The organism is Hymenobacter sp. (genome assembly GCF_036388155.1).
In the GTDB taxonomy this organism is placed as follows: domain Bacteria; phylum Bacteroidota; class Bacteroidia; order Cytophagales; family Hymenobacteraceae; genus Hymenobacter.
In genome coordinates, this window is sequence record NZ_DASVSI010000025.1 from 37,091 (window position 1) to 58,198 (window position 21,108).

16 protein-coding genes are annotated in these 21,108 nt (G+C 61.1%); 6 read left to right on the forward strand and 10 right to left on the reverse strand.

The window, feature by feature from the left end:
• Window positions 1-172 precede the first annotated feature (172 nt).
• Window positions 173-997, reverse strand: a complete 825-nt coding sequence (locus VF629_RS03440; RefSeq protein ID WP_331057054.1) for a helix-turn-helix domain-containing protein — start codon at window positions 995-997, stop codon at window positions 173-175.
• A gap of 389 nt (window positions 998-1,386) precedes the next feature.
• Between VF629_RS03440 and VF629_RS03445 the strand changes: the two genes are divergently transcribed.
• Complete coding sequence (locus VF629_RS03445) at window positions 1,387-2,325, forward strand: hypothetical protein (RefSeq protein WP_331057055.1); 939 nt, start codon at window positions 1,387-1,389, stop codon at window positions 2,323-2,325.
• Window positions 2,326-2,695: 370 nt separating this feature from the next.
• Window positions 2,696-3,151, forward strand: coding sequence for a hypothetical protein (locus tag VF629_RS03450; protein WP_331057056.1), 456 nt, complete (start codon window positions 2,696-2,698; stop codon window positions 3,149-3,151).
• Between the two features lie 62 nt (window positions 3,152-3,213).
• On the opposite strand, the gene recQ is transcribed toward VF629_RS03450, so the two are convergent.
• The 3 genes from recQ to VF629_RS03465 form a co-directional block, all read right to left on the reverse strand.
• Window positions 3,214-5,466 carry a DNA helicase RecQ gene (recQ, locus tag VF629_RS03455; RefSeq protein ID WP_331057057.1) on the reverse strand — a complete coding sequence of 751 codons (2,253 nt, stop codon included), beginning with the start codon at window positions 5,464-5,466 and terminating at the stop codon, window positions 3,214-3,216.
• Window positions 5,467-5,540: 74 nt separating this feature from the next.
• Window positions 5,541-6,176 carry a hypothetical protein gene (locus VF629_RS03460; protein WP_331057058.1) on the reverse strand — a complete coding sequence of 212 codons (636 nt, stop codon included), beginning with the start codon at window positions 6,174-6,176 and terminating at the stop codon, window positions 5,541-5,543.
• A 38-nt stretch (window positions 6,177-6,214) separates the two neighbouring features.
• A complete protein-coding gene (locus VF629_RS03465; RefSeq protein WP_331057059.1) occupies window positions 6,215-7,396 on the reverse strand; it encodes a THUMP domain-containing class I SAM-dependent RNA methyltransferase in 1,182 nt (393 codons plus the stop codon).
• 117 nt (window positions 7,397-7,513) lie between these two features.
• Between VF629_RS03465 and VF629_RS03470 the strand changes: the two genes are divergently transcribed.
• Window positions 7,514-8,911 (forward strand): sugar MFS transporter, encoded by a 1,398-nt coding sequence (locus VF629_RS03470; RefSeq protein ID WP_331057060.1) that lies wholly within the window; start codon window positions 7,514-7,516, stop codon window positions 8,909-8,911.
• A gap of 60 nt (window positions 8,912-8,971) precedes the next feature.
• The gene (locus tag VF629_RS03475; protein ID WP_331057061.1) at window positions 8,972-9,568 is read left to right on the forward strand and encodes a hypothetical protein; all 597 of its coding nucleotides are present in this window, start codon (window positions 8,972-8,974) and stop codon (window positions 9,566-9,568) included.
• Here VF629_RS03475 and VF629_RS03480 read toward each other — a convergent pair.
• Complete coding sequence (locus VF629_RS03480) at window positions 9,565-10,122, reverse strand: RNA 2'-phosphotransferase (protein WP_331057062.1); 558 nt, start codon at window positions 10,120-10,122, stop codon at window positions 9,565-9,567. The genes VF629_RS03475 and VF629_RS03480 overlap by 4 nt on opposite strands.
• Before the next feature lie 288 nt (window positions 10,123-10,410).
• Between VF629_RS03480 and murB the strand changes: the two genes are divergently transcribed.
• Window positions 10,411-11,445 (forward strand): UDP-N-acetylmuramate dehydrogenase, encoded by a 1,035-nt coding sequence (murB, locus tag VF629_RS03485; RefSeq protein ID WP_331057063.1) that lies wholly within the window; start codon window positions 10,411-10,413, stop codon window positions 11,443-11,445.
• Between the two features lie 117 nt (window positions 11,446-11,562).
• Window positions 11,563-12,570 (forward strand): fibronectin type III domain-containing protein, encoded by a 1,008-nt coding sequence (locus VF629_RS03490; RefSeq protein ID WP_331057064.1) that lies wholly within the window; start codon window positions 11,563-11,565, stop codon window positions 12,568-12,570.
• Window positions 12,571-12,673: 103 nt separating this feature from the next.
• Here the strand turns inward: VF629_RS03490 and VF629_RS03495 are convergent, their stop codons facing one another.
• The 5 genes from VF629_RS03495 to VF629_RS03515 all read right to left on the reverse strand — a co-directional run bounded on the left by VF629_RS03495 (window position 12,674) and on the right by VF629_RS03515 (window position 21,033).
• Entirely contained in the window at window positions 12,674-15,559 is a 2,886-nt protein-coding gene (locus tag VF629_RS03495) for an MSEP-CTERM sorting domain-containing protein (protein ID WP_331057065.1), read from the reverse strand.
• 341 nt (window positions 15,560-15,900) lie between these two features.
• On the reverse strand, window positions 15,901-16,485 hold the full coding sequence (locus VF629_RS03500; protein ID WP_331057066.1) for a CDP-alcohol phosphatidyltransferase family protein: 585 nt from the start codon (window positions 16,483-16,485) through the stop codon (window positions 15,901-15,903).
• 35 nt (window positions 16,486-16,520) lie between these two features.
• Window positions 16,521-16,958 (reverse strand): inner membrane protein YiaA, encoded by a 438-nt coding sequence (gene yiaA / locus VF629_RS03505; RefSeq protein WP_331057067.1) that lies wholly within the window; start codon window positions 16,956-16,958, stop codon window positions 16,521-16,523.
• Between the two features lie 291 nt (window positions 16,959-17,249).
• A complete protein-coding gene (locus tag VF629_RS03510) occupies window positions 17,250-18,167 on the reverse strand; it encodes a peptidoglycan-binding domain-containing protein (protein ID WP_331057068.1) in 918 nt (305 codons plus the stop codon).
• A 424-nt stretch (window positions 18,168-18,591) separates the two neighbouring features.
• Window positions 18,592-21,033, reverse strand: coding sequence for an endonuclease MutS2 (locus VF629_RS03515; protein ID WP_331057069.1), 2,442 nt, complete (start codon window positions 21,031-21,033; stop codon window positions 18,592-18,594).
• Window positions 21,034-21,108 lie beyond the last annotated feature (75 nt).

Consider the following 21,108-nt stretch of genomic DNA (forward strand, 5'->3'; position numbering starts at 1 on the left):
CGGTTGTTGCGGTTGGGACAGGCCCCAAAAGCAAAGCCCTTCCGCGCGGACGGAAGGGCTTTTCTGCTAATATACCATCATGTCGAGCGCAGCCGAGACATCTTGCCTCGGAAAACTACTTAACTACCACACGCGAAATGCTTCGCTGTGCTCTGCATGACGAGTCCAAAAATTACGCTTTCTTGAGCAAGGCCACTTGCTGCTGCAGGTCGAGCACGAGGCTAGCCACGCGCTCCAACGAGAGCTCGGCAATGGGGAACGTGCTGCTGATGTAGCTTTTGGCTTCCCAGATTTCCAGCACGTCGTCCACGTTCACGTCGTAGGGGGTGAAGTGTGGGTTGTCGGAGTGCAGCACAAACATGGCGTTGGAGCGCAGTTTGTTGAACACGCGCTTGAACACGATGCCGTCTTTGCTGCTCACCACGATGCAGGGCGTGCCGTCCTTCACGGTCGTCCAGTCCTCCACGTAGCGGCCCACGATGACCGTGCCGCTGGCAATGGGCAGCATGGAGTCGCCGGCAATTTCGAAGGCGCGGTAGGTGCCCGTTTGCGAGAGCATGGGCAGCCGGAACTTGGGCAGCACCTCCAGGTACTCGGGGTCGGCGTAGCCGTTGAGGTAGCCGGCGGCGGCTTTTTGGGGCACCAGCTCGATGTTTTCGTTCTGGTCCTTGTCCACGGTCAAGGCCAGCACGCGCAGCTTGCCACCGGCGGGGGTGGGCGGCTCGGGGTTGTCGTCAGTGTCCGCGGCCGCGGGGTCGGTCGCGGGCAGGGAGCCAATGATTTTGGTATTCTTCTTCTTGCTGAAGTCGGTGGTTACCAGCTGGTCGAGCGTAATGCCGAACAAGCGGGCCATGTTGACGAGGGTGGCGAGGCGGGGCTCGGCGCGGCCTTCTTCGTAGGCGCCCACCAGGGAGCGTTTGATGCCGAGTTTGTCGGCCATCTGGGCCTGCGTAAGGGCGAGCTCGCGCCGGCAAAATTTGAGGTTGGTGTTAATCATCGGGGGGCGGCAGCCGGGAATGGCGTTGATTGTAACGCGAATTCGGCTGGTGAAGTTAGCAACGCAAGTGCGAAGTTACTAATTCACTTAGCTAATAATTTTCTGCCCACTACTTTAGCGTCGGGCTGGTTTTATGTCGCACGCGGTGGCTACTCTTTATTCAATGAATTCCTAGCTTGGCGCACATCAACTGAGAACTGGGAGCTAGACTGGCTTTGCATGCGTGGGCACTTCCAGCTCAGATTGATGGGGTCGATAGTATATAAACTCAAATTTATTTGAATTATAAAACAAAAAACTAAACCACTCGTTAAGAGCTTATACAATAACCATTAACCTTCAATCACTGCATAAAATTTCTACCCGATTTTCGACACTTTTGTTCGTGTTTGGTGCTCGTTGGCACCTTTTTGGTTCTTTCAGGCTGCGAAAAAGCCGTTGACTCAACCACTCCCACTGCGCGTGTCGGCGTGGGCAACAGCGCCAATATCGGCCGCTATTTGGCCTTCACTGACCGTGCCGAGTTTGAAGAGGCCGTTCACAACATTGATGATTTGTTGCCGGAAGAAACCGTTGATGGTCACCTAGCTCAGTGGGAAGAACAGCACGGCAACTTTTACTCGATGCGAAAAAAGCACGCGGAAGCAGCTGCTAACGGCGATTCCACTGCCTGTCCCATCGAAGACGATTATTTTGCGGCCGTGGTGTCGCCCGAAGGGACGGTGCAGATTGCGGACCGAATCTACCGGCTTGATTTTGCGCAACGGCGCATCTATCACATTCCAGCAAACAGAGCAAATGAATTATATGACCGAATGGTGAGCAACCCCGACAGCGAAGAAATAAAGTACTATTATTTCGACGAAGCGGCCCTTGACCTCATCACAACCGAGGACCAAGGTACTTCAGCGTTGGTCATTCGAATTGGATTGGGCAGCGGGTTCGGATGTGGTAACGGAGCGGAAAGACGCGTGGATGATGACTACGACTATCTGGCCAACAACCTGCGAATGAAATGCAACGCTGAATATCAAAAATTTGGCATTTATTTTTCACTTTTAGCCAAAGTAAAACTTCAAAAGCGAACCTTAGGGATTTGGTTTTCTAAAGAAGCTTGCATGGGCATCATTCCGGACCCAGGAGCCTTTTGGCGTGAGAAATGCTTAAATTACACCAATTATTATAATGCTTTTATCGGCAACTCATGCAATGACAACAAAGCCGTAAAGCGCTATCACGAATCCACCAGAGGTTTAGACAAATATCAAATCAGCGTAAAATTTGAGACTGGCAATTTTAAATCTAGGCGTTACTACATAAACCAATAGTATCATGAATAGTCGCTATTGCTCGGCGGCACTCGTTTTGCTGTTAGCGGGGGTATTACTGCAGGAGGCTTCTGCCCAAACCAAGATTTACCTAGATGCTCGAATAGGCGCAGGCTACAATTTTGCAGAAGGTGCGCATTCAGGTAAAGGACAACGCCCTTTCAAAGCCCGACACTTCATCCTGCACAATTTTTTGTACTTGCAGCCGCGAGTTCAGTTCAATGAGCAATGGGCGTTGACGGCAGGATACCGAGGAAGTGAACTGTCTTGGGGCTATAGAATTGAAGTCCCGGATGACGTGACGGTTAACCCTTTTCCGCAAGGGAATCAATCGGCGCGCGCGCGCAGTGCGTACATGCACCAACTGCCGGTGCAACTACATTATACCATTCGGCGAGTCAACTGGATTCCCTTGGACACCCTGGACCGGCTCTACCTGCTCAGCTTCAAACTGGACGTGTTTGCGGGCGGCGGCCTGAACCGGGTCGGTGATAACTGCTTGGCCTGCGGAGACCCCAACCCTACCCCCATCACGGGGCAAACCAATCCTTTTAAGGACGTCATTGAGTTTCGGGAGCAGCCCTACTACCGCCGCACCTGGGGCGGCTTTGTGACGGCCGGGGCCACGGCCCGTTTCTACCGCCGGGGCAAGGAGCGCCTCAATTTCAGCCTGGCCCTGACCCAGGGCCTGACGGACATGCTGACCATTCCGGTGCAGTACAGCTACAACGGCCGGCGCGGGGCCACGGTGTTGCAGGCGCGCGGCTCGGGCATTTCGGCCACGCTGGGGTATCCGATTCTCATCAGTACGTTTCGCCGCCCCTAGCCCAATCAATGTTCCACAAAAAAGCCCGCTGTTGTACGCAGCGGGCTTTTTAATTCGTGGGCTTACTGCCCGCGCAGGCGCTTGTGGTACAGCGCGGCCATGCGCAGCTGGAAATAGTCGTACTTCTCGCGCAGGTGGTCGAACAAGTCGCGCAGCGTGGCATCGCCGCCGAGCTGAGCCCGGGCGGTGAGGATTTCGGCCAGCTCCGAGTCGCTCACGAAGTCCTGGATGCGCAGCTCGCGGCCTTTGGCGTAGGCCGTGTAGAGGTGGGTTTTTACGGTGCTCAGGGCCAGGCCGCGGCGCTCGGAGATGTCTTCGGGCGTGAGGCCCATCTGGTGGAACTGCACGGTGGCGTCTTCGGAGTCGCTCACGGGCTTGTCGGCCGTGGCGGTGGGGGCTGCCAGACGCGGGCGGGCCGCCTCGTTGAACATGCTGTCCGAATCGGAGGGCACGTATTGGCCACCGCCGCCGTGCTCCAGAATGAGCTTGATGAAGGCTTCGCCGTAGGTTTCGAACTTCTTCATGCCCACGCCCGAAATGCCCAACATGCCCACGCGGCTGACGGGCCGCTCGGCCGCCATTTCCTGCAGCGTGGCGTCGGAGAACACCACGTAGGGCGGCACGCCCTGCTCGTCGGCAATGGCTTTGCGGAGCTTGCGCAGCTTGTCGAACAACTGCGCCTCGGGGGTGCCAACAGCGGCGCTGGCTGCGGCGTTGGCGGCTTTTTTGCTGGCGCGGGTGGGCTTTTCTGCCTTCTCCGAAGGCTGGAATTTTTTGAGCGGCAGGGCGAGCTGGCCTTTCAGCACCTGGTGGCCGCGCTCGGTGATTTTTAGGGCGTAGCCTTCCTCGTAGGCGATGTAGAACAGGCCGTCGTTCAGCATCTGGTGGATGTAGCTGTACCAGTCGAGGTAGGGCAAATCATTGCCGGCGCCATAGGTTTTTATCTGGTCGTAGCCGCCCTGCAGCACGGCCTGGTTGCGCATGCCGCGCAGGATGTCAATCAGCAGGGTGATGGCCACCCGCTCGCGGCTGCGGAACACGGCCGAAAGCGCTTTTTGGGCAATGAGCGTGCCGTCGAAGGTCGTGGGCGGGTTGCGGCAGATGTCGCAGTTGCCGCAGTCTTCGCCCAGGGTTTCGGAAAAGTAGTTGAGCAGGATTTTGCGGCGGCAGCTGGCGGCTTCGGCGAACTGCTGCATGCGCTCAAGCTTAGCGGTGTTGAGCTGGGCCTGACGGGCGGGCACGTCCTTGGTCACCATCTCGCGCATCTGCATCACATCAGCGAAGCTGTAGAACAGGATGGCGGTGCTGGGCGAACCGTCGCGCCCGGCGCGGCCGATTTCCTGGTAGTAGCCCTCGATGTTTTTGGGCAGGTTGTAGTGCATCACCCAGCGCACGTTGCTCTTGTCGATGCCCATGCCGAAGGCGATGGTGGCCACGATGACCTGCAGGTCGTCCTGCAAAAAGGCTTCCTGCACCTTGCCGCGCTGCAGGGGCGTCATGCCGGCGTGGTAGTGGCCGGCCTTCACGCCCTTGGCAATGAGCTTCTGGGCCACGGTTTCGCAGGTTTTGCGCGAGAGGCAGTAGATAATGCCGGGGTCCTGCGGGTGGCGGGCGATGTAGTCGAGGATGGAGCCCATGCGGTCCTGGCCGGGGCGCACGAGCAGGTTGATGTTGGGCCGGTCGAAGCTGGACAGGAAGACCTTGGGCTCGGCGAGGTTGAGCTGGGTCTTGATGTCGCGCTGGGTGAGGCGGTCGGCTGTGGCCGTGAGGGCAATGATGGGCGTGTTGGGGAAGTGGTTCCGCAACTGGCCCAGCTGGGTGTATTCCGGCCGGAAGTCGTGGCCCCAGCTCGAAATGCAGTGCGCCTCGTCGATGGCGAACAAGCTGATGTTCACGCGCTGTAAAAACTGCAGGAAGCCTTCCGACAGCAGCTTCTCCGGCGACACGTACAGCAGCTTCAAGTGGCCGCTGACGGCGGCGCGGGCAATGTCGTTCGACTCCGACTGGCCCACGCTGCTATTAATGTAGGCCGCCGCAATGCCGTTGGCTTTCAGCGCCTCCACCTGGTCCTTCATCAGGGCAATGAGCGGCGACACCACGATGCAGGTGCCCTCCGACACCACCGCCGGAATCTGAAAACAGACCGACTTGCCGCCCCCGGTGGGCATGAGCACCACCGTGTCCTTGCCCGAGAGGATGTGCTGGATGATGTCGCCCTGCATGGGGCGGAAATTGTCGTAGCCGTAATACCGTTTCAGGGCCTGGCGGGCAGCGGGCAGCAGGTCGGGTTTGGCGGTAGTTAAGGTATCGGACATGGGGTAACGAGAGTAAGAAGATAAAATAACTATGCGGGCAGGGAAGTTCCAACCACTTTGGCAAAGCAGGCTCCCTAGCGTTTGAGAAGAGAAAGACCAGCCTCTAGCCGAGCTAGAATGAATTCGTCGCGCACCAAAGTCGTCCCGTCATCATCAGACAGGATAAATTCTGGCACAAACAATTCCCTAACTAATTGCTCATTCAACCCTTGGTATGGGCTCTCACTTTCATTGCCGGTTGTAGCAATATTTCCCGAACCATACTGGTCCAGATAGTGAGTGAAAGAAGACTGACCCTCAATGTTTACCGAATAGTCATCCGTTTCCACAAATACTGTGGAGGTAGCATTACCGACCACGTGCAAGTCGCCATGATTATAGTCTCCCCAGAAGACTTCTGCTACTATTAAAGAACCGGTTACGTAAATTTCTTGCCCGCCCACCAGCATGTTTCGAACTCGCAAATCGCCTAATACAATGAGCCCTGCCGCGCCGTCTGTGTCCTCGTTGTAGATATACTTTTCTATCGTCAAATCACCCTGGACTACAATCAAAAAGACGTGCTCGACCTCATCAAAAGGCGCATCCAAATGCAGCTTTTCGATGACGGCTGACTGGTCGAACAAGAGTACAGATTCTTCGTCAAATTCTCCGGTACGCTCTCCGTTCCGCCAAGCAGCCCAGGCATCGACTGGAAGCAGGTGTTTCACCTCCGAGAAGGGAATCCGCTGATAATCCATGACTTTAATTAAAGGTCGGAGTTGGTTTGGGTTTCAGACTTCGACGCCCGCCGGCTCCCCCCATACAGCTCATACTTCAGCAAGCGGCAGTCAATGGGCCCGTTGAACAGCGGCACCCGCCGCGCCGGCTTCAGCCCGATACTCTTCGCCGCTTCCAGATTTCCGGTAAACACGAAGGCGTTGTAGCCTTGGAAATTTGTTTTCAGCGTGTCGCCAATGGCCTTGTACAAAGCCGCCATTTCTGCCTCCTCCCCTATTCGCTCGCCGTAGGGCGGGTTGGTGAGCACAATGCCGGGCTCTTCCTTGGCGGGCGCGGCGGCGTCTTTCACGTCGCGCACCGAGAGGCGCACGCAGTCTTCCAGGCCCGCGGCCGTGATGTTGGCTGCTGCCATGTCGATGACTTTGGGGTCGAGGTCGGAGCCGGCCAGGTAGGCTTGGGGCTCTTCGATGCGCTGGGCCTTGGCTTCTTCGCGCACCTGGTTCCAGAGTTCGGGGTCGAAGTCGTACCAGTTTTCAAAGCCAAACTTGCCTTGGTGAAACAAGCCCGGCGCAATGCGCTGGCTGATGAGCCCGGCTTCGGTGAGGATGGTGGCCGAGCCGCACATGGGGTCGATGAGGGGCTTTTTGCCGTCCCAGCCCGACAACAGCACCAAGCCAGCGGCCAGCACCTCGTTCAGGGGCGCTTCGTTGGTGTGCTGGCGGTAGCCGCGGCGGTGCAGTGAGTCGCCGGCCGCGTCGAGGCTGAGGATGACTTCGTTTTCCGACATGCGCAGGTGCAGCCGGATGTCGGGGGTGCGGGTGTCCACGCTGGGCCGCTCGCCGGTGCGGGCCCGGAACTGGTCCACGATGGCGTCTTTGGTGAGCTGCGACACGAAAAGCGAGTGCTCGAACGTGGAGCGGTTGACCACTGAAGTGATGGCGAAAGTTTGGCCGGGGCCGATGAAATCCTGCCAGTCGACCCGGCTCACTTCGCGGTACAGGCCCTTCTCGTCGGCGGCGTGGAAAGCAGCGAAGGGCCGCAACAGGCGCATGGACAGGCGGCTCCACAGGGCCGTTTCATACAGCAGGCGGTGGTCGCCGATGAACTCTACGGCGCGCGAGCCGATGTGCGTAATGTCGGCCCCGAGGTTGTAGAGCTCGTCGGCGAGCAATTCTTCCAAGCCGAACTGGGTGGTGGCGGTAAGGTGCATAAGTAGCGCGGACTGTGTAGTCCGCGTCCCGGCGGCGCCAGAAAAACCCAGCGGTGCCGAAACGCGAACCACAAAGTTCGCGCTACTTTCGCCTTTCGCCGTCCCACTCCTGCATTTATGGCCACTGCTCCCCTCACCACTGCTACCAGCACCGCCGCGCCCGCCCGCTCCTACGCCGGACCCATGGTGCTGATGACCACGCTGTTCTTCCTCTTCGGCGCCGTCACCAACTTCAACGACGTGCTCATGCCCTACCTCAAGGACGTGTGCCAACTCACCGATTTGCAGTCTTCGGCCGTGCAGTCGGCTTTCTTCGGAGCGTATTTTCTGATGTCGTTGCCGGCCGGCTGGGTTTTGAAAAAACTGGGCTACCAGCGCGGCATCGTGGTGGGCTTGCTGGTGATGGCCGGCGGCGCGCTGCTCTTCATCCCGGCCGCCGACTCGCGGCAATTCGCCCTATTCCTCACGGCACTGGCCACCTTGGGCGCCGGAGTTACGCTGCTGCAAGTGGCCGCCAACCCTTACGTGAGCATCCTGGGCCCGGCACGTGGCGCGGCGGCTCGGGTGAGTGTGGTGGGCGTGGCCAATAACTTCGGCGGCAGCCTTTCGCCGCTGGTGGGCGGCTTGGTGCTGTTTGGTGGCTCGGTGGCGCTGAAAGCCCGGCTGGCCGCACTGCCGCTGAACGAGCGCCTGGCTCAAGAGTCGCAGCTAGTAAAAGGGCCATACATTGGCCTAGCGGTATTTTTGGTGCTGCTGGCGGCTATGTTTTTCTTCCTCGTCAAGCTCCCCGACATCGAAGGCATTCCCGAGGAAGCCGCCGAAGAAGCCCGACCTATGGCGGCGGGCCGCACGTCGGCGCTGGCGTTCCCCCATTTGGTGCTGGGCGTGGTGGCCATTTTCGTGTACGTGGGCGTGGAAGTCGGACTGGGCTCGTTTCTCATTCGCTACGGCGAGTCGCAGGGCATCCAGCAGCTTTCGGCCTTCACCCAAAGCCTGGTGCGCGGCCTCAACGTGGCCACCAACTACGTCGGCGTGTTGTTTGGCCAAGACCCGGCCCCGATTGACACCACTGCGGGCTTCACCAAGGCCGTGGGCGCCGTGCTGGTGGCGTCGTACTGGTTCGGCTCGCTGATTGGCCGGGTGGTGGGCATCCCGTTGTTGCTCCGGTTTCACAACCGCGCGCTGCTGGTGGCGGTGTGCGCCGCGGGCGTGGCGCTGGTGGGCGCGAGCATCCTGAGCACCGGCGAAACCGCCCTGTGGCTCATCGTGCTGTGCGGCCTGATGAACTCCATCATGTGGCCCGTCATCTTCCCGCTGGCCATCACCGGGTTGGGCCCGTTCACCAAGCAAGGCTCTTCTTACCTGATTATGGCCATTGTTGGCGGGGCACTGATTCCGCCGCTTATGGGCTGGCTGGCCACCAATGGCGGGGGCCTGCGCGTGGCGTTTGTGGTGCCGGCGCTGTGCTATTTGTACCTGCTGTTCTATGCGCTGAGCGGCTACCGCGTACGGTAATGCCCACCGTTGCAAGGCCCTACGGTTGAACTTGCGCCGGAGGGGGCTCGTAGTAATCCGATGGAAACGCCAACCGCTCCCCGCACCTACCGGCTGCTCAGCGCCGGCAACGTGGCCCTGGTTACGGGCATTGTGATAGTACTGACCGTAGTGGCGGTGTGGCTTTTTGGGCTGGGCCAGCAGCGCTCGCTGTTCGCCAATTCCCTCATCTCGACCACCATTTTATTCACCGCCTTCTTCCTCTTCATCACCGTGGGCCTATACCACGGCGTGAAGCTGCGCGACGACGTAAGGCGCCTCACCGACCGCATCAACCGCAAAAATTTCCCCAGCGCCGACGGCCTCGAGTCGCTGCCTTCGCTGGACATGAACGATGGTGGCGTGCTGGGCTTTCTGGCCGCCATTCTAGTGGCCCTGGTGGTAGCGGTGGTGGCGGTTTTCATTATTTGGCTCCTCGGGGCCGTGCTCTGGGCCGGAGTTCTGGTTTTCGCCGCCATGCTCTACTGGGTGTTTTTCCGGGCGTTGCGGCTGGTATTCAAAAACTCCAACCGCTGCCGCGGCCAGTTGGGCGCCAGCATGTGGCAAGGCTTCTGGCACGCCAGCTTGTACACCGTCTGGATTTACGGCATCATCTACGCGGCTCATTACTTGGGCTAAATGCCGCTTGGCCAATTCCCCAGATACTGGGGCGGCACGGCATCTACCAGCCACACGCCGTTGCCGGACTCGTAGAAAACGCTGCCCGCCGCGTGCAGCCCGGCGGCATCTACCATCAGAATAATTGGCTGGCCCCGGCGGGCGCCCACGCGGCGGGCCGTTTCCTCGTCGGGCGAAAGGTGCACGTGGTGGCGGCTCATTTTCTGCAAGCCATCCCGTTTGATGGCCGGCAGCGCGGCCGGCGCCGTGCCGTGGTAGAGCACGGCCGGTGGCGTAGCGGGCGTCAGTTGCAAGTCGACTTCCACGCTGTGGCCCTGCTGGGCGCGGATGCGCGTGCCGTCTTCGCTGAACGCAAAACGCTGCTTGTCGCTGCCCGCCACCACTTCGGTCAGTTCATCAAGGCTGATGGCGGTGCCGTGCGCTGCACAAGCGGCCAGCAGTTCCTCCACGCCCACCCAGCCGCCGTCTTGCAGCGTCAGGCCAATGGCGGCGGGTTTGTGGCGAAGGTGCAGGCTCAGGTATTTGCTCAGGCGAGTGGCTTGTTTGGTATCCATGGCGGCAAAGTTCGTCTAAGTGGCAGTTGTAAAATTTATGAGGAGCAAATGCATTTGAATAATATCTTGCATTGAGAACGCACAGAAATGTCCCGCCCGGACTACATGCTTAGGCACAAACAGCGCCTTAAGAGTACAAAACGCCCGCGGGGAGTACAAAGAAGATTGCACAAGCACAAGCGCAATTCCGCGGGCACAAAGCATAGGCTGTTAGCACAAGCATAAAGCTCATTTCTGCTTCGTGAGCGAAATATTCTGCCCACACGCCACGGCCGGTACCTTTGCGGCATGGTACTCGAAGAAAACGTCTCCCTCCGCCCTTACAATACCTTTGGCCTCGACGTGCGGGCCCGCTATTTCGCCCGCTTCGCCTCCGCCGACGAGCTGCGCGAATTGCTGAAGCAGCCCGAAGTGCAGGCTGCCGAAAAGCTCATCCTCGGCGGCGGGTCCAACCTGCTCTTTACCCAGGACTTCGAGGGCGTGGTGCTGAAAAACGAAATTCGCGGCCTGGAAATAACCAGCGAAGACGCCGACGCCAACACCGCCCTGGTGCGGGCCGGCGCCGGCGAAAGTTGGCACGGCCTGGTAGAATACGCCCTCGACCAGAACCTGAGCGGCATCGAGAACCTCTCGCTCATCCCCGGCACGGTGGGCGCGGCCCCGCTCCAGAACATCGGCGCGTACGGAGCCGAGCTGCGCGACACCTTCGACCACCTCGAAGCCCTGGAGCTGAGCACCGGCGCGCTGCGCGTGTTCACGGCTGGCGAGTGCGGCTTTGGCTACCGCGAAAGCGTGTTCAAAAACACGCTCAAAAATCAGTTTGTGGTCACGGCCGTCAGCCTGCGCTTGCACCGCAAGGCCCGGCCCAACGTGCGCTACGGCGCCATCAGCGACACGCTGGCCGAACTCGGCATTGCGGGCGAGCCCACGCCGCACGACGTGAGCCGGGCCGTGGTGCACATCCGCCGCAGCAAGCTGCCCGACCCGGCCGAAATTGGCAACGCGGGCTCTTTTTTTAAGAACCCCGAGGTGTCCCAGGCCAAGTTCGACCAGCTCAAAAGCCAGTACCCCGACTTGCCGGGCTACCCCGTGCCCGGCGGCGTAAAAGTGCCCGCCGCGTGGCTCATCGAGCGGGCCGGCTGGAAAGGCCTGCGCCGCGGCCCCGGCCCGGGCACCCACGGCGTGCACGACCGCCAAGCCCTGGTGCTGGTGCACCACGGCGGCGCCACCGGCAACGACCTGCGGCAGCTAGCCGAGGAAATAATTGCGTCGGTGCGGCAGCAGTTTGCAGTTGAGCTTCACCCGGAAGTTAATATTATGTGATTTAGCATGATTCCGGATAAATGCAATTGATGAAGCACTGATTAGCAGGAAATAGATAATTTATCGTCAACTTTGCAATAGCACCTCCGCTGTCGGTCTGCCTATTCTGCAATTATCATGACAACTACACTGCTTCTCGTTGCGGGCTTGTTTTCGCTGACTTTCCCGGCGGCTGTTGCTGCCGAAGCTCCCGGCGTGCCGCCCGTGCTCAGCGTGAAAGCCGCTCGCGAGCTGGGCGCCGGCAGCACCGTTACGGTGCGGGCCGTGGTGCTCAACGGCGACGAGATGGGCAACATCCGGTACGTGCAAGACAGCGAGGCGGGCCTGGCCCTCTACGCGCACCCGGCCAAGCTGCCGGGCTTCGGCGAGCTGCGGGCCGGCGACAGCATTCAGGTGACGGGCCAGCTCAAGCTGTACAACGGCCTGCTGGAAATGGACCCCGTGGCGTCGTTGCATAAGCTGGCTGGCGGCCGGCGGCTGCGGGCCGTGGAAGTAACCGCCGCCCAGGCCACCACGGCCTTCATCGAATCCAACGAAAGCCGCCTGATGGAAATCAAAGGCGTGACGCGCCTGCTCACGCCCGCCAACACCCCGGTGCGCACCCTGGCCGGCAACGCGAACTACCTCATCAACGGCCTGCCCGGCGCCCTGGTGCGCGTGACGGCCGCCAGCACCGGCCCCGACGGCCTCATCGATTCCCCGCTGCCTACCGCCGAGCCCTTCGACCTGCGCGGCGTGCTGAGCCAGTACGCACCAGGCGGCACGGGCGGCTACCAGTTGCTACCCCGCCTGGCCACCGACATGGTGCTCGGTGGCGGCCTGCCCCGGCTCACCGAAGAGCCCGTGCCGGTCGACGTGAACCCGACGGGTTTCACGGTGGTCTACTCCACCCTCAACCCCGGCGACACCCGCGTGCGCTACGGCCTCGATGCCAAGAAGCTGAAAGAAGTGAAAACGGACCCCACCCCGACCACCCACCACAGCCTGACCCTGAGCGACCTGATTCCGGGCACCACCTATTACGTGGAAGTTAGCTCGCGCAACGCGGCGGGCACCGAAACGGCGCCACCCGTGCCCTTTATCACGAGTTCTGGCAAGCAGGCGCGCCCCACGAGCAAGAATTAAGCGCCCGCCGTTGGGGACGGGGCAGCGGTGGAATAACCACCGGTAGACAGTCCCAAAAAAGGCGGCCCCATTGCCGGGGCCGCCTTTTTTGTTGTCCCATTATCTATGCTGGGAGAAGGCGGCCCCGCCGCAGGTACCAGCCCGCCAGCACCGCCCCGGCGACCAACAAGAACAGCACCCCGCCGTCGATGGGAGTTTCCACGGGTTGCTGTTGTTGCTGCATCTCGTTGCTTTCCATCGTGTCCAACGACGCGTTTGCGGCCAGGGTCTGCTCCTGCTTGCGGTAGAGCGCCGCTTTTTGCGCGTCGTTTTCCAGGGCCAGAAAGGAGGTGTAGGGCGTCATGATGCGCGCCCGGAAGCTGGCTTGGATGAAGGGCACCCGCTCGCGCTCGGTGGTTTCGGGGTGAAAGTTTTGCCACTGGGTATAGCCCTGGAGGGCGAGGCCCGTGAGCCATCGGTTGCCGGCTGCAGCCGCCTGTTGCATGCGGGGGTTGGGCTCGGCCAGCACGATGTCGGGCACGTCGTTGTCGGGCAGGTAGGCGCGGGGCTGGGCGGCCGTGGGCCAGGCCCGCACGGGCACGGCCGCACCGGGTGGCTGGGCCGCTTCAGGCCGCGGCTCTACCGAGGCGCTGCGCAGCGAGTGCGGCACGAGTTGCCCGGCGCCGGTTAGTTCGTAGAACAAGTCGCTTTCCGGGTAGGCGCTGCTGAAATCAGCAAAATCATCGTCGAGCACCGCGTTTTTCAGGTTGTCTGTCACCACTACCAGCACGGGGTATTCGGCGCGGGGGCGCTGTTGGCTTTCAAACAACGTCCGGCGGATGGCCCCCGTCAGGTAAAACCCGCCTTCGCGGGCGGTGCTCCGCAGGGCCTCTTCCCAGTCGGAGCCTGCCACCGGGGTGCAGTACGCATTCACCAGGCTGAAGCGCGCGGGGCCGCCGTTGGGCAAGGGCAGCGCCAGCTGGCGGGCAACGCGGGCGCGGTAGTCGGCCACCGTCGCGCCGGAAGCAGCCGAGGCGTCGAGCAGGAAATGGTAGTAGGGCCGGCGCTGCACCAGCGGCAGGTTTTTCTTGGCCTGGGCGCTGAGGTAGACCACGCCGCGGTCGGGGGTGGGCACGGGCGCGGCGCTCGGCGGGGCGGCAGCGGCGTCGCCCAGCGCCACGGTTTGGCCGTCTATCATCACGGAAACCGGCTCCTTGTGCAGCAGTTGAACGCGGGTGTAGCGCGGCTCGCTCCGAACGACCGGGTACACGCGCAGGCTCACTTGGTTGGGGCCCAGGTAGTAGAGCAGGCCGGGGTCGCGGCTCTGGCGCTCGTTCAGGATTTGGGCAAATACCCACATGGCGGCCTTCTTTTCGGCCAGAATGCCGCGCTCCTGCCGGTTGCCGATGGTGAGGTAATAGTCGCCCACCCAGCAGCCCGGCGGCAGGGTCAGGCGCGTGCTGTACTCCCCGTCGGACTCGGTGACGTCGGTGTTGGCAATTTCCAGGTTGACCCAGCTCACCCAAGCTTGCTGCCGGGCGTCGTAGGTGCTGCTGGCGCTCAGGTTCCGCAGCGCGGGCCCGAAGTTTCCCTCCCGGCGGGAAACGAAGCGCCGCTCGGCCACGGTCTGCACGGCGGGCAGGCCGGTAAACACCCGCTCCAGGTCGGCCATTTTCTCTTCGGACAGCATCAGGTTGTCCAGCACCAGCCAGTTGTAGTACGTCGACAGATACGGCAGCTGATGGCCGGCAAAAAAGTCTCCCCAGTTGCGTGCCTTGTGCTGCTTCACCACGGCCAGGGTGCGGCTCAGCGCCGCGGCGTCCAGGCGCGAGGTTTCCGCGTAGTTGGGCGTGTACACGTAGGCCAGGGCCTCGTGCAACACCTTCCGGCTGTGCCAGTAATCCAGGGTGATGGATACCGGCAAGGCGGCCAGCCCCGCCAGCAGCGCGCCCACGGCCACCGCGTGGGAGTACACGGCGCGCACCACGGCCACGTCCTCGCTCAACTGCCGCACGTGGATGACAAACAGCAGCACGGGCGTCATTATCAGAAAGCCCGTGCCAATGAGAATGATGGCCGGAATGGACAGCGGCAAAAACGGCAGGAACACCATGAAAAAGTAGAACGTGTAGCCAAACAGCGCGCTGCGGCCCAGCAGCAACAGCAGCCGCGGCAAGGGCCGGGCGCTGCTGGGCAGGCACAGCAACACCCCGTTCAGCACCGCCAGCCCGTAAAACCAAGGGCTAGAAAAGTTGCCGAAAATGCCGCCCGAAGACTGAAAGCCGCCCCCGAAAAACAGGCCACTGTTCACCGCCAGGCCCAGCAGCGGCAGCACAATGGTGAGCAGCACCTTCCACAGCAGCGCCGTTTCGGCCCAGACGCCGTCTTTGCGCATCGCCATGATGAACACCGCCCGCACCAAGAAAAAGAAGAAGCCCAGGGTGCTGACCACCAAGGCCGGAACAAGTAGTATTTCCTCCAACACCGACCACGGCAGCAACCTTACCAGCCAGCTCACTATCGGAAAACCAACGGCGCTGGCGACCAACACGCCGAAGGCAAACGCAATGTTGGCCAGCGCCGACTGATTGTGGTCCTCGGGCGTAAACTTGGCCACCACCGCCAGCACCGCGTGCGCCAGCGTGGGCATAAGGAAGGTCCAGGCCATGAGGAAGGGGTCGGTGGGCACCATCCAGGCCGGGACGCTCCAGGGCAGCAACTCGCGCGAATTGGCCGTGAACCAGCACAGCAGCAGGCTATAGGCCACCAGCACCACCACGCTGTACCAAATGCTCAACGGCTGGTGGCGTTGCCATTGCAGACCGGCGTAGCCGGCCACCCCCGCCCCCAGCAGCGCCAGCGCCAGCCCACCCCCCTGCCACTGCGCCACGCTGGCCGGCGGCAGCAAGCTGCGCACCACCGAAAACTCGCCGTAACACAGCGCCAGCAGCAGCAGCACCGGCGCGGTATTGATTAGGAACACCCATTGGGGCTTGCGTAGGCTGTGCATTAGCTGGGTCCGACCGCGGCCGGCTTGAAGTGGAAAACAGGACAGGCCGCACGAGGCGAACCCTTAGCCCTAACGTCACAAATGTATTATGAAGTACTTTGTATTTCAAAGTATATTTTTAGACCAACTACTGCATTGACAAAAAAGGCCGCTTCCTGAGCAGGAAGCGGCCTTTTTCGATAACGAAGCTGTTTAGGAAGCACGTCGCTGACCGGTCGGTCCGACGCCCGAGGCGTCCGACCGGTTATCGGTCACCGGCCGGCGGCGTATCGTCGTCACGGCAACCGGTCGGACGCGTAAGGCGTCCAATCGGGCGGAGCCGACCTTTGCAACAGTTTCAGTTACCCATTCAATAATTTATGCCGCCTGATGGGCTTGTTCTGGCGCAGCAGCCAAGCGTGGTAGCAGGTGGGCACGTCGTTCGTCCATCGGCGCAGCAACAACAGGATGGCCACAATCTCGAGCCGGCTGGCTACCCCAAGGCAAAGGGAAGCGGTGAACAGCACTTGGGAATCGCAGGTAGTGATTATCTGGACAAGGGCCGCGAAAGACGCCAGCACCCAGGCCTTGGCGCCCCACGAATGCGTGGCGATTTCCTTGCCGAACCGGAGGTAGGACACGGCATAGGTGAAGCCTTCCAGCGCGAGCAGCGCCCACAATTGGGCGGCGTGCCGGGCAAAGAAGCTGGGACAAGCCAGGTAAGTGGCCACCAAAACCAGGGCCCAAAACGCTTGGTCGACCGCGGAATCGAGCCGGCGCAGCTTCTCGGTCGACACGCCCAGGCGGCGGGCCACAATGCCGTCGAACACGTCGGTGAGCAGCCCCAGCGTGAGCAAGCCCACCGCCCACGCCGCAAAATGGCCCACGCCCATACTACTAAGCACAACCAACAACCCGCCAAGGAGCAGCCGGGAGTAAACGAGCATTACCGGGAGGTGCCGCATCGAGGTCGCGAGCCGCACTAGCTAATGGAAGACGGCTCGGCGGGGCCGGTGGGCCGGGTGTCGCGGGTGTTTTTCTGCACCGCGATGGCCGCGAACAAGCTCAGCACAAACGCCATGGCGTAGAAGCCTTTTTCGCTGGCCGTGAGGGTGGCATTCCACAGGCCCACGGTGAGGAGCACCACCGTCAGCAGCACCGACACCCAGCTGATGCCGTAGTACAGGTTGGTGACCGGGATGCCTTCGAGGCGGTCGCGCACGCTTTTCTGCACCGAAATGGCGGCAAACAGGCCGTACATCAGCACGGTAAAATAATAGCCTTTCTCGTTCAGCGCCATTTCGGCGTTCCACAGGCCAATGTTGTAGGCGACGACCCCGGCGAGCAAGGCGGCCCAGGAAGCGGCCACGAAAGCCGGCGAGGGTTGCGGGTTGGGCTGGGGGGCAAATTGAGGGTTCATGGTACAGAAAATGGTGATTGAGTGACGCGGCGGCCGGCTCGCTTAGGAACTCTGACAACGCGAAGCAAACCTACCGCCGCCTTCGCTCGGTCGCTAGTCGAAACTCGGCTGCATCAGACTTTTCAGCATGCGAACCCAGGCAGCATGTTCATTCATGTAAATGCATACTGAATGCCCTGAGCCTATTTTTCAACTGATGCAAACCCAAATAATTGGGACAATTCAAGCTTTGCTCCGCGGCCTTTTTGGGGCCATTTCCACGTGCGGTTGCGGGCAAGGTAGCCAGCCAGTTCAAATCATCGGGAGCTGAATGCGCAGCGCCGCGGCCGTGGCGCGGCCAACCACGCCGTCGGCTTCGTCCTCGCCAAACTGCTTCGTTTGGTAGGCCAGCACAGCCTGCAGGGTGTTTCGGCCGAAAGCGCCGTCCTTGTTCGTGTAGAAAAAACCGGCCCGCTCCAGCGCGTTTTGCAGCGCGAGCACGGCGCTGCCCTGGGAGCCAAAGCGCAGCCTCCCCTCTAGTGGGCCGGGAGCGGCGGCCACGGCGGCCGCATCGGCGCAGCGAAACAAGGCATAGGCAAACCGCTGCTGGCTGGTGCCGTGGTAAATGGCGTCGTAAAACTTTTTCCAGTAGGAGGTATTGCTCAGCGCGCCCCGCTTCTGGCACTTGGGCTGGCCCACAATCACCTGGCAGCCGGCGCTGCTGTAGGCGCCCACCAGGCTGTCGGTGTAGGCCGCGTGCAGGTTGTCGTTGGGGTTGCCCACCTCCACCAGGTCGGTGTTGGTGAAGTCGTAGTCGTCGTAGGAGCGGCGGTAGCCGATGTTGGTGGCCAGGCGCAGGGCCTGGTGCGCGCTGGCGGGGCTGGGGTTGTGGTAGCCCTTTTCGTAATAGTTGTAGTAGCCGCTCATCATGCAGTTGCACTTGGCACGCCCTTCAATGTTGCCCTTGATGTAGCGCAGGTGGGGCACGGTGCTGCCCGGAAACAGCGCAATTTGATTTTGCACCGGGTTCCAGATGCCGAGCAGGCACCGGGGCTCGGCGTAGTTCACCACCGCCGGCTTGATGGCGTGCGCGTCGCGAAATTCCTCGCACTTGGTGCCCGCCGACGCCGCCCCCCGAATGCCGAAAAGGATGTAGGCCGTTTCAGAAAACGGGTAAGAATTGACCCGCAGCAGCTTGCGCAAATTGTCGGCAGAAAAAGTCGTGGCCATGACAAAAGGGTTAAAAGTCAGAATCATCCACAATTTAATCTAACATTCAGTTACTACTATGTAATGAGCCAAAAAAAGTCCGCCTTTCGGGGCGGACTCTTATATGAGCGTAGAACCTATTCGATAATGAATTCTTAGAGAATCTGTTAAAAATGTCGCTGCCCGGTCCGACGCCCTAGGCGTCCGACCGGTTGTCGGTCCACGGCCCTTTGGGTATCGGGTTTGCGGCAACAAGTCGGACGCCTAAGGCGTCGGACCGGGCAGGACCGACTTCCTAAATAGCTTCAGAAAAGAGAATGGTCCTGCGGAGCCTGCCGAAGCATCTTTTCCGTGCATTTAATATTGCATAGAGATGCTTCGGCTGCGCGGACGCCAGATGAGCAGGACCGGTCGGACGTTTTCCCAAATGGGTGTCTGCTTTCCGCTATTTCAGCACGGCAATGGTCACGCCGTCGCCGCCCCGGTCGGCGTGCTCGTCGGCCACGCTGGCCACGGCGCGCTGCGAGCGCAGGTAGTCTCGCACCACTTGGCGCAGCACGCCGTTGCCGCGGCCGTGCAAGAACTTGATTTCGGGCATGCCCAGCATCACGGCGTCGTCCACGAAGCTCATGGTTTTGGTGAGGGCATCCTCGGCGCGCTCGCCGCGCAAGTCCAGTGTGGGGCTGAAGCCGGCCATCCGGTCGGTAATGTTCACGCCGTTGCCTCCTCCCCCGCCGCCACTCAGCTTGCCGGCTTTGGCCTTGGCGGCCTGCTCCCGCTCGCGGATTTCGGCGCGGCCCAGCTTTTCGAGCTGGCTCACTTTGGTCAGGGTTTTCATGCCGCCAAACATGACTTCGGCGGTTTTGCCCTTCACGCTGACGACCTCGCCGTGGCCTTCCTGGCCGTACAGGGCCACTTTGTCGCCGGCCTGCAGCTCGCCGGCTTCGGCGCGCTCGCGGGTGGCTTTGGGTTTGGGCGGCTCAATCTGCAGCTCGGTCCGCACGAAGGTGTCCAGCTTCTCGCGGGCGGCCTTGTTGATTTCCTTGTCGGCTTGGCCGCGGCGGATTTCGCCAATGGTGGCTTCAATCTGCTGGTTCGTGTTCACCAGCAAAGCTTTGGCCTGCTGCTTGGCGGTGCGCAGCGTTTCGAGGCGGGTGTCTTCGAGGTGCTGCTTGAGGTCCTGGTATTCCTGAGCGGCGCGCTTGAGGCGCTTTTCGGCCTTGGTGGCTTCGGCCGTGCGCTGTTCTAGCTCGGTTTTCTCCTTTTCGAGGCCTTCAAGCAGGCGGTCGTAACGGATTTTGTCCTTGCCCACCAACTGCGATGCCCGCTCCACCACCTCTTTGGGCAAGCCGATTTTGCGGGCAATTTCGATGGCGAAAGACGAGCCCGGCTTGCCCACTTCAAGGCGGTACAAGGGCTGCAGCCGCTCGGGGTCGTAGCGCATGGCCCCGTTGATGAGGTGCGGGGTGCGCTCGGCGAAGTTCTTCAGGTTGGTGTAGTGCGTGGTGATGACGCCGAACACGCGCGAATTATTCAGCTGGTCGAGCACGGCTTCGGCGATGGCGCCGCCCAGGCTGGGCTCGGTTCCGGTACCAAATTCGTCAATCAGCACCAAGCTCTTCTTGCCCGCCAGCAGCATGAATTGCTTCATGGCCATGAGGTGCGAAGAGTAGGTCGACAAGTCGTTTTCGAGGCTCTGCTCGTCGCCGATGTCCAGGAAAATGTCCTCAAACACGCCGGCTTCGGAGTTGTCGGCGCAGGGAATGAGCAGGCCCATTTGCAGCATGAACTGCACGAGGCCCACCGTTTTCAAGCTCACCGATTTGCCGCCCGCGTTGGGACCGGAAATGATGAGAATGCGCTGCTCGGCGTTCAGCTCCAAGTCGAGCGGCACCACTTCGCGGGCGTCGCCGTTGTCGCGCTTGTGCTGGGCAAACGCCAGCTGCAGCAGCGGGTGGCGCACCTGCACCCACTTCAGCATGGGCTTGTTGTGCAGCACCGGCAGGCGGCAATCGAGCGTGAGGGCCAGGCGCGCCTTGGCCCGAATGAAGTCAATCAGCCCGAGATAGGAATAGGCTTTGCGCAGGTCCGGGATGTGCGGGCGCAGCTGGTCGGTGAGGGCCGTGAGAATGCGAATCAGCTCGCGGTGATAGGCGTTGTCGAGGTCCTTGATGTCGTTGTTGAGCTCAAAAACGGCTTCCGGCTCGATATACACGGTCTGGCCCGAGGCCGACTCGTCGTGTATCAGGCCTTTCACTTTGCGCTTGTGCTCGGCAATGACGGGCAGCACCAACCGGCCGCCCCGAATAGTCGGCTCGGCATCGCCGGGAATCCAGCCCTCGGTTTTGGCGTGGCGCAGGATGCCGGCAATCTGCTTGCGCAGCTGGCCCTGACGGGCAATGAGCTCCTGCCGAATCTGGCGGAGCAGCGGCGAAGCGTCGTCGCGCACCTGGCCTTCGTCGTCCACCACGCGGTCCATGGCGGCCAGCAAGTTGCGGTCGACCTGAATGCCAATGCCCAGCAGCCGCAGCGTGGGATACAAGCCGGCATCGGCCTCCGAAAAGAAGCTGAGGGCCTGCCGGATGGTGCGCAAGCTCATCTTCACCTCAAAAAAGGCGTCCACGTCGAGGTAGGCCCCCGGCAGGGCGGCGCGCTTGAGATGGGCCTTGGCGTCGTGGTAGTGCGAGGCCGGAAAGTCAGCGCCGCTGCGCAGCAGGTAGGCAAACTCGTCGGCCTGTTGCAGCAGCTTCAGCAGCGGCTCGTGCTTGGTTTGGAACTCCATGCGGGCCACGTACTGGCGGCCCAAGGCACTCAGGCAGTTGGCCTCAAGCTGCTCGCGCAGGGTGCTGAAGCCAATCTTTTGTTCGAAATGTTGGGGTAAGAGCAAGAAAGTAGTCTTTCGGTATTCGAGAATAGGATACGAAGGTAAACAGCTGAAAGGGCGGGAAGATTCGCGGGAACT

Excerpts from the sequence above, each read along its gene's own strand:
- VF629_RS03440 (WP_331057054.1), bottom strand. The coding sequence starts at position 997 with ATGATTAACACCAACCTCAAATTTTGCCGGCGCGAGCTCGCCCTTACG.
- recQ (WP_331057057.1), bottom strand. The coding sequence starts at position 5,466 with ATGTCCGATACCTTAACTACCGCCAAACCCGACCTGCTGCCCGCTGCC.
- VF629_RS03465 (WP_331057059.1), bottom strand. The coding sequence starts at position 7,396 with ATGCACCTTACCGCCACCACCCAGTTCGGCTTGGAAGAATTGCTCGCC.
- VF629_RS03470 (WP_331057060.1), top strand. The coding sequence starts at position 7,514 with ATGGCCACTGCTCCCCTCACCACTGCTACCAGCACCGCCGCGCCCGCC.
- VF629_RS03475 (WP_331057061.1), top strand. The coding sequence starts at position 8,972 with ATGGAAACGCCAACCGCTCCCCGCACCTACCGGCTGCTCAGCGCCGGC.
- VF629_RS03480 (WP_331057062.1), bottom strand. The coding sequence starts at position 10,122 with ATGGATACCAAACAAGCCACTCGCCTGAGCAAATACCTGAGCCTGCAC.
- murB (WP_331057063.1), top strand. The coding sequence starts at position 10,411 with ATGGTACTCGAAGAAAACGTCTCCCTCCGCCCTTACAATACCTTTGGC.
- VF629_RS03490 (WP_331057064.1), top strand. The coding sequence starts at position 11,563 with ATGACAACTACACTGCTTCTCGTTGCGGGCTTGTTTTCGCTGACTTTC.
- VF629_RS03495 (WP_331057065.1), bottom strand. The coding sequence starts at position 15,559 with ATGCACAGCCTACGCAAGCCCCAATGGGTGTTCCTAATCAATACCGCG.
- VF629_RS03500 (WP_331057066.1), bottom strand. The coding sequence starts at position 16,485 with ATGCTCGTTTACTCCCGGCTGCTCCTTGGCGGGTTGTTGGTTGTGCTT.
- yiaA (WP_331057067.1), bottom strand. The coding sequence starts at position 16,958 with ATGAACCCTCAATTTGCCCCCCAGCCCAACCCGCAACCCTCGCCGGCT.
- VF629_RS03510 (WP_331057068.1), bottom strand. The coding sequence starts at position 18,167 with ATGGCCACGACTTTTTCTGCCGACAATTTGCGCAAGCTGCTGCGGGTC.